This is a genomic window from Aeromicrobium sp. (assembly GCF_049587115.1).
Taxonomy (GTDB): domain Bacteria; phylum Actinomycetota; class Actinomycetes; order Propionibacteriales; family Nocardioidaceae; genus Aeromicrobium.
Genome location: NZ_JBAVDI010000057.1, coordinates 1 through 8,110 on the forward strand (window position 1 = coordinate 1; position 8,110 = coordinate 8,110).

The 8,110-nt window shown below is 66.9% G+C and carries 7 protein-coding genes; 2 read left to right on the forward strand and 5 right to left on the reverse strand.

What is annotated here, in order from left to right:
- On the forward strand, positions 1 to 1,115 hold a 1,115-nt coding region (gene xylA / locus WB461_RS05540), incomplete at its 5' end, for a xylose isomerase (RefSeq protein WP_423851724.1).
- Positions 1,112 to 2,296, forward strand: a complete 1,185-nt coding sequence (locus WB461_RS05545; protein WP_423851725.1) for an ROK family protein — start codon at positions 1,112 to 1,114, stop codon at positions 2,294 to 2,296. The genes xylA and WB461_RS05545, both read left to right, overlap by 4 nt.
- A gap of 37 nt (positions 2,297 to 2,333) precedes the next feature.
- Here the strand turns inward: WB461_RS05545 and WB461_RS05550 are convergent, their stop codons facing one another.
- The 5 genes from WB461_RS05550 to WB461_RS05570 all read right to left on the reverse strand — a co-directional run.
- A complete protein-coding gene (locus tag WB461_RS05550; protein ID WP_423851726.1) occupies positions 2,334 to 3,563 on the reverse strand; it encodes an ROK family protein in 1,230 nt (409 codons plus the stop codon).
- A 2-nt stretch (positions 3,564 to 3,565) separates the two neighbouring features.
- Complete coding sequence (locus WB461_RS05555; RefSeq protein ID WP_423851727.1) at positions 3,566 to 4,825, reverse strand: sugar ABC transporter permease; 1,260 nt, start codon at positions 4,823 to 4,825, stop codon at positions 3,566 to 3,568.
- Between the two features lie 13 nt (positions 4,826 to 4,838).
- Complete coding sequence (locus tag WB461_RS05560) at positions 4,839 to 5,618, reverse strand: ATP-binding cassette domain-containing protein (RefSeq protein WP_423851728.1); 780 nt, start codon at positions 5,616 to 5,618, stop codon at positions 4,839 to 4,841.
- 85 nt (positions 5,619 to 5,703) lie between these two features.
- Positions 5,704 to 6,786, reverse strand: a complete 1,083-nt coding sequence (locus tag WB461_RS05565) for a sugar ABC transporter substrate-binding protein (protein WP_423851729.1) — start codon at positions 6,784 to 6,786, stop codon at positions 5,704 to 5,706.
- A gap of 211 nt (positions 6,787 to 6,997) precedes the next feature.
- Positions 6,998 to 8,110 (reverse strand): aconitase family protein (locus WB461_RS05570; RefSeq protein ID WP_423851730.1); only part of this gene is annotated, 1,113 nt, incomplete at its 5' end.

The window sequence follows — 8,110 nt, forward strand, 5'->3', positions numbered from 1 at the left end:
CCGTCGCCTATCCCGGACGTGATCCGTTCGGTGAACCGACCCGAGCAGACATGGACCCGGTGTACGCCCTGGAGAACCTGGCCCGGATCGGCGCGTACGGCGTCAACTTCCACGACGACGACCTGATCCCGTTCGGCTCTGACCACGCCGCTCGCGACGCCATCATCCAGCGTTGGAAGCACGGTCTCGCCGACACCGGCCTTGCCGTGACCACGGCGACGACCAACCTGTTCACCCACCCGATGTTCAAGGATGGGGGCTTCACGTCGAACGATCGCGACGTACGCCGGTTCGCGATCCGCAAGGTCATGCGAAACATCGATCTCGCCGCCGAGCTCGGTGCCAAGGTCTACGTCTGCTGGGGCGGCCGCGAAGGAGCCGAGTCCGGTGCCGCGAAGGACATCCCCGCGGCACTCGACCGCTACCGCGAGGCATTCAACGTGCTCGGCGAGTTCGTCCACGACCGGGGCTACGACATGAAGTTCGCGATCGAGCCCAAGCCGAACGAGCCACGCGGCGACATCCTCCTGCCGACGATCGGCCACGCGCTGGCCTTCATCAACACCCTCGACCGCTCCGAGAACGTCGGTGTCAACCCCGAGATCGGTCACGAGGAGATGGCTGGGCTGAATGCAGCGCATGGCTATGCGCAAGCGCTCTGGCAGGGCAAGCTGTTCCACATCGACCTCAACGGGCAGACCGGCCCCCGGTACGACCAGGACTTCCGCTTCGGTGCAGGCAATGTCCGCGGCGCCTTCTGGGTGGTCGACACCATCCTGTCCGGCGGGTATGACGGACCGGTGCACTTCGACTTCAAGACCCCGCGTACCGAGGACGACAAGGGAGTCTGGGTGGCGGCAGAGGCGTGCATGACCAACTACCTCGTGCTGCGCGACAAGGTGCAGGCGTTCCGCGCCGATCCGGAGGTCCAGGAGGCGTTGACGGTCGCCAAGCTGCCCGAGCTGTCCATTCCGACGCTCGCAGAGGGCGAAGGCTGGGCGGAGCTGGAGCAGGCATCGCTGGCCGATCCCGAGCTGCTCGCAGCCCGAGGTGCTGCGTTCGAGCACCTCGACCAGCTCGCTCTCGAGCACCTGTACGGGGTGCGCGGCGCTTGACCTCGACCGGGGTCCCGACCGGGACCGAGTACGTCCGGCGCCAGAACACCGGGCTCGTGCTGCGCTCCCTGAGGTCGCAGGGCACGGCCACGCGCACGGAGCTTGCTCGACGAACCGGGCTGGCCAAGGCCACGGTGGGCACCATCATCGGCGAGCTAGAGGCGGTGGGGGCGGTCAACGAAGACGACTCGACCCCGACAGGTCGGGGCCGACCCGGCCGGCCGATCACCCTGACCGGACAATCGATCGTCGGACTGGGTCTCGAGGTCAACGTCGACTACGTGGCGGCGGTCGGACTCGACCTTGCCGGCACCGTGCGGGTCATCAAGACCCGGGCGGTCGGCGCAGCAGGCAAGCCTCCGAGCGCGCGCGAGCTCGTCGAGCTCGCCACCGACGTCGGGAACGCCTTGGCCGACAACGGGCACACCGTGGTGGGCGCCACGGTCGCCGTGCCCGGGCTGGTCGCGCACGACAACCGGACGGTGTCCTGGGCGCCCAACCTCGGCTGGACCGGTCGTGAGCTGGCGGCCGAGATCGAAGCGGCCTTCGACGGCTCCTTCCCCACCACGATCGACAATGATGCCAACTGCGCCGCGCTTGCCGAGGCAGCTCACGGCGTGACGACCGATGTGCAGCACTCGCTGTACATCACCGGCACCATCGGGATCGGCGCCGGAATCGTCCAGGGCGGCAACCTCCTGCGAGGCGGCGCTGGCTTCGCTGGGGAGGTGGGCCACATGCCGATCGGCGATCCCCATGCCGTCTGTGGATGCGGCCGGAGCGGCTGCTGGGAGGCATCGATTGGTTTGCGGGCCATGCTCGGTGCAGTCGGGATGGCTGAGCGGGCGACTCCGCTGCTCACCGCGGCCGCTGTGGCCGCGCAGGCCCGGACTGACGCCGACGTGCGGGCAGCTCTCACGGGAGTCGGCACTGCGCTTGGGACGGGAGTCGCTACCCTCGCGGCGGTGCTCGATCCGTCCGTCATCGTTCTCGGCGGCTACTTCGTCCCGCTGGGCGAGTACATCGTGCCCGCCGCTCAGGACGTCCTCGCCGCGCGTCTGCCGTCCGCGGGAATCCATCTGCCGGAGATTCGGCTCAGCACCCTGGGCATCCACGCAGCTGCGCTGGGTGCCGCCGAGCACGCCCTGGCGGACGTGTTTGCGGGCTCGCTGCCCCGCTGACGCTCAGCGGGTCACCGAGCACCGTGCGACGACGCCGTCAGCCGGCGATGAGGGACGTCTCGACGTCCTGGCAGGCCGTTGCGGCGAGGCGGCCGACCGGATCGGCCAGCAGCGGCTCGAACGCCAGCTCGGCGGCACCCTGCAGCACCGAGTCTCCCCCAAGCCCCGGCAGGGTGACCAGGACCTGCTCGCGCGGCGCCGTCAGCGCATGGATGGCGAGTGCGTTCTCGACGTCGTCGCGCACGAGCGGATACAACGATCGGAGGTAGCCGCCGAGGACGATGACGCGTGGGTTGAGCAGGTTGACCGCTCCGGCCAACCCGCGGCCCAGGTGGGTGCCCACGGTGCGGAGCCCGGGGGTGGCTTCGTGGACACCTTCGAGGAACTCCCCCAGCGCACCGATCCGCTCCGACGGGCAACCGATCGCCAGCGCGATGGCCGGTGCCCCGATCTCGGTCTCCCAGCAACCGCGCGCACCGCAGTGGCACAGCTTGCCGTTGGGCACGAACGGCAAGTGACCGATCTCCCCGGCATATCCCCCGGCCCCATCGAGCTTGCGACCAGCGACGATGATGCCAGCACCGACGCCCACCTCTCCCGAGAGATAGATCAGGTCCTCGACTCCGACTCCGGCGCCACGGACATGCTCCGCGAGCGCACCGAGGTCCGCATCGTTGCCGAGGACCGGCATCGCGACGGTACCGATTCGATCGGCAACGATCCGGGCGAACGGTACGTCGCGCCAGCCCAGATTCGGCGCCAGTCGGACCAGACCGTCCTCGGAACGAATGACGCCCGGCACGCTGACCCCCACCCCGACCAGCACGGCCCGGGACTCGACGTCCTTCACCACCAGCTTCATCAGTTCGACAACCGATTCGCTGATGGCGTGCGGGTCGTGATTCGCCGGCACCGGACCGGTCGCTCGCGCCTGCACGACTCCCCCGAGGCCTACCCGGGCCACAGTCAGCCCATCGACCCGCAGGTCGACCGCAAGCACGTAAGCACCGGGGCGCACCTTGACATCGACCGATGGTCGGCCGGCACCGACTCGGGTGCCGGATGGCTTCGCCTGATCTGCCAGTCCCAGCGACTCCAGCTCCGCCACCAATCCCGCAATGGTGCTCCGGTTGAGACCCATCCGTGTCGTCAGCTCGGCACGAGAGATCCGACCTGCCCGATGGACGTGGCCCAGCGCGGTCCCGAGATTGTGTCGGCGGACGTCCTCCTGGTTGGTGCCGACACCCGCACGCCCGGCTGAGGCCATGCTCACATGCCTGTCGCGGAACGCCGCCTGCGCGAGATCGCATCGACGCTCGCTGCCAGCAGCAGGACGCCTCCGGTCACCAGGAAGTTGATGTACGACGCCCTGGCCAGCAGGCCAAGGCCGTTGGCGATCGTCGCGATGACCAGACCGCCGATCACGGCGTCGCTGGCCTTGCCCTTGCCGCCGAACAGGCTCGTGCCGCCGATGACGGCCGCGCCGACCGCGTACAGCAGCACGTTGCCACCGCCGGACGATGTCGACACCTTGCCGACCTGCGAAGCCGCGACGATGCCGCTCAGGGCCGCCATGGTGGAGCATGCCACGAACACCGAGATGCGGATGCGGTCGACGTTGATGCCGGCGCGTCTCGCCGCCTCTGCGTTGCCGCCAACGGCGTAGACGTGCCGTCCCCACGTCGTCCGGCCCAGGATGAACGTCCAGATGATGAGCAGAACGATGACCAGGGGGATCACGTACGGGATGCCCGAGATCGGGAAGTTGGCGTTGACGCTGCGGTTCTGGTTGAGGATGTAGGTCACGACCACCAAGATCGCAACGACCGCGAGGATGTGCGAGACGACGACGGCCATCGGCTCGTGCTGCAGCCCCTTGGCAACCTTGCGCCGATGTCGCAGCAGACTCAGGACCGCGAAGCCGGTCGCGATCGCGGCAGCGGTGATCCAGCCCCACAGCACGCTCATGTTGCTGTTGGCGATGCCGCTGATGACCGGGTGGTTGACGCGCACCGAGCCGCCCTCGCCGATCAGCTTGAGCGTCACCCCCTGCAGGCCGAGGAAGAATGCCAGCGTCACGACGAACGACGGGATGCCCAGCTTCGCCACGAGCGCCCCGATGATGAAGCCGATCACCGCTCCCGTCAGCAGGGCGGCCAGAACGGCAACACCCCACGGCTGGCCGTGCTTGACGATCGCCAGTCCCATCACACAGGCCGAGGCGCCACCTGCCACACCCGCGGACAGATCGATGTCGCCGAGCAGAAGCACGGGCACCAGGGCCATCGCGAGGATGATGATCGAGCCGGACTGGGTGGCCAGGTTGGCCATGTTCAGATTGGACAGGAATCGGTCGTTCGCGAGTCCGAACACGATGAACAGCACAACCAGTCCGAGGACGGACGGCAGGGCTCCCATGTCGCCGCCGCGGACCCGACGGACATACCCCTGGACGGATGAGCCGAACGTGGTCGAGTGCGTGAGGTCGGAGGAGAAGCCTGCTTCCTCCGCGTCAGTGATGTTGGTCATGAGATCTCCCGAGTCAGGCCGTGGTGGACGGGGCCGAGGCGCCGTCCAGATCGGATGAGTGGCCGGTCGTGATCAGCTCCACGATCTGGCGCGAGGTGACGTCCTTGGTGGCGACGTCCGCCGCGACGCGTCCGAGGTAGAGCGCCGTGATGCGATCGGCCACCTCGAAGACGTCCGTCAGGTTGTGCGAGATCAGCAGCACGCCAACGCCGGAGTCCGCCAGGCGGCGCACCAGATCAAGCACCTGACGCGTCTGGGCCACGCCGAGTGCCGCTGTCGGCTCGTCCAGCAGCACGACCCGGGAGTTCCACAGCACCGACTTGGCGATTGCAACAGTCTGCCGCTGCCCGCCGGAGAGGCTGGCGACGCTCTGCCGTACCGACTTGACGGTGCGCACCGACAGCGAGGTGAGAGCCTCGCGGGCCTTGGACTCCATGGTCGTCTCGTCGAGCACGAGGCCATTGGTCTTCTCCCGCCCGAGGAACATGTTCTCGACGATGTCGAGGTTCTCGCACAGCGCCAGGTCCTGGTAGACAACTTCGATCCCGAGCGCTGAGGCGTCCTTCGGACCGTGGACGGTGACGGGCTTGCCGTCGAACACATATCCGCCGTTGTCCGCCGGGTAGATACCGGCCAGGCATTTGACGAGGGTCGACTTGCCGGCACCGTTGTCACCGACCAGAGCGGTGACCTGCCCGGGGTAGATGGTGAGATCGACGTCGTGCAGGACGTGGACGACGCCGAAGCTCTTGTTGACTCCTCGAAGCTCGAGGAGTGGTGCGGGCTGACTCATGGGTCCCTCCAGGTGTGGTGCGGTGGTACACAGCAGCATCGGGTGCGGCCCTCCCGAGACTCTCGGAAGGACCACACCCGGGCAATCAGCTGATGCCTGCGTCAGCGCACATCTTGGCGTACGGTCCGGTGCACAGATCCGCAGCCTTCATGTCGCCGGAATCGATGACAGCCTTGACGTTCGACTTGTCGATCGCGACCGGATCCAGCAGGATCGCGGGCACATCGCGCTTGCCGGTGTCATCCTTGACCGTTCCGGTCGTGTCGGCCTTGCCGCCCTTGACCATCGTGATCGCGGCCTTCGCGAGCGCTCCGGCCTGTCCGGTGGCGGACTTCTGGATCGTCATGCACTGATCGCCGGCGAGGATGTTCTGCAGGCCCTCGACGGTCGCGTCCTGCCCTGTGACGGGGACCTTGCCGGCCTGACCGTTCTTCTTCAGGATCGAGATGACCCCGCCAGCGAGACCGTCGTTGGCGGCGTAGACGCCATCGACCTTGCCGTTGACCTTGGTGTACAGCTGCTCGAAGATCGTGACGGCCTTGTCGTTGTCCCAGTCCGGAACCGCCTGCTCAGCGACCTTCTTGTACTTGGCCTGCTTGTCCAGGACGCTGTGCGCACCCTGCGAGAACAACGTCGCGTTGTTGTCGGTCGGCGAGCCGTTGAGATAGATGATGTTCGCCGCCTTGTCGCCCAGGCACTTCTCCAGACCCGCGCCCTGCAGGGCGCCGACCTTGCCATTGTCGTAGGAGATGTAGACGTCGGCCGAACCACCCAGGGTCAGACGGTCGTAGTCGATAGTCTTCACGCCCTGCTTGGCTGCCTTCTCCTCGATGGCCGCGCCCGAGTCCGAGTCGAGGTTGACGATCGCCAGGACGGTGACGCCGTCGGTGATCATGCCGTCGGCAATCGTTGCCATCTTGTCGGCGCTGCCCTCGGCGTTCTGGATGTCGTAGTCGACTCCAGCATCCTTGAAGGCCTTCTCCAGCGCCGGTCGATCCGCGCTCTCCCACCGGACCGAGGACTTGGTGTCAGGCAGGATGACACCGATCTTGCCGCTGGCCTTGCCGCCGCCGTCGCTTCCGCCGCCGCTGTCGCTGCTGCCGCAGGCACTGAGCGCGAGGCTCGCACCCATGAGTGTCGCAAGTACGAGATTGCGTGTCCGCTTCACACTGACCGCCTCCTGTTTCATCCAGTAGTGCGCCGCGGCCGACTTCATTTCGTCCACATGACGCGTTTGTTGTTTGACACAACCTATAGCGTGACGTGTGTCACGTCCAGCACCTGGAACAACAAATCCTCATCAGCCAGACGTCGTGCAGTGGTTCACACGCAGACAGGGGCACCACCTGTTCGGTGATGCCCCTGCCGTTGCGGGAAGGTCAGGCCAGCAGGCTGCGCAGCACGTACGGCATGATGCCGCCGTTGCGGTAGTAGTTGGCCTCGCCCGGCGTGTCGATCCGGACGACCGCGTCGAACTCGACCTGCGCACCATCGGGCGTCGTGGTCGTCACGCGGACCGTCGTCGGCGTGCTGCCGTCGTTGAGCTCGGTGATCCCGGAGAAGTCAAACGTCTCCTCCCCCGTCAGCCCGAGCGACTCGGCGCTCTTGCCCTCGGGGTACTGGAGCGGGAGCACGCCCATGCCGATCAGGTTCGAGCGGTGGATGCGCTCGTACGACTCGGCGATCACGACCTTGACACCCAGAAGCGCCGTCCCCTTCGCGGCCCAGTCGCGAGACGATCCGGAGCCGTACTCCTTGCCCGCCAGGACGACCAGCGGAACGCCTGCTGCCTGATAGGCCTCGGACGCCTCGAACACCGAGGTCACCTCTCCGCCGTCGATCAGGTTGCGGGTGAAGCCTCCCTCGGTGCCGGGTGCCATCTGGTTGCGCAGCCGGATGTTGGCGAAGGTGCCGCGGATCATCACCTCGTGGTTGCCGCGTCGCGAGCCGTACGAGTTGAAGTCGCGCGGCGCTATGCCGTGCTCGGAGAGGTAGGAGCCAGCCGGGCTGTCCTTCTTGATCGCGCCGGCCGGACTGATGTGGTCGGTCGTGACGGAGTCGCCGAGCTTGAGCAGGACGCGTGCGCCGTTGACCTCCTCGACCGGGGAGGGCTCGACCTGCATGCCGTCGAAGTAAGGCGCCTTGCGGACGTAGGTCGACTCGGGATCCCACTCGAACACATCGCCGTCGGGCGTCGAGAGGTTCCGCCAGCGCTCGTCACCGGCGAAGACGTCGGCGTACTCCTTGACGAAGGTCGACGAGTCGATGCACTGGGCGATGACGTCCTCGACCTCTTTGGGAGAGGGCCAGATGTCCTTCATGAAGACGTCGTTGCCTTCGGTGTCCTGACCCAGCGGCTCGTTGTAGAGGTCGACGTCCATCGATCCGGCCAGCGCGTATGCGATCACCAACGGTGGTGATGCGAGGTAGTTCATCTTGATGTCGGGGTTGATCCGACCCTCGAAGTTGCGATTGCCCGAGAGCACCGCGGT

Excerpts from the sequence above, each read along its gene's own strand:
- WB461_RS05550 (WP_423851726.1), bottom strand. The coding sequence starts at position 3,563 with ATGGCCTCAGCCGGGCGTGCGGGTGTCGGCACCAACCAGGAGGACGTC.
- WB461_RS05555 (WP_423851727.1), bottom strand. The coding sequence starts at position 4,825 with ATGACCAACATCACTGACGCGGAGGAAGCAGGCTTCTCCTCCGACCTC.
- WB461_RS05560 (WP_423851728.1), bottom strand. The coding sequence starts at position 5,618 with ATGAGTCAGCCCGCACCACTCCTCGAGCTTCGAGGAGTCAACAAGAGC.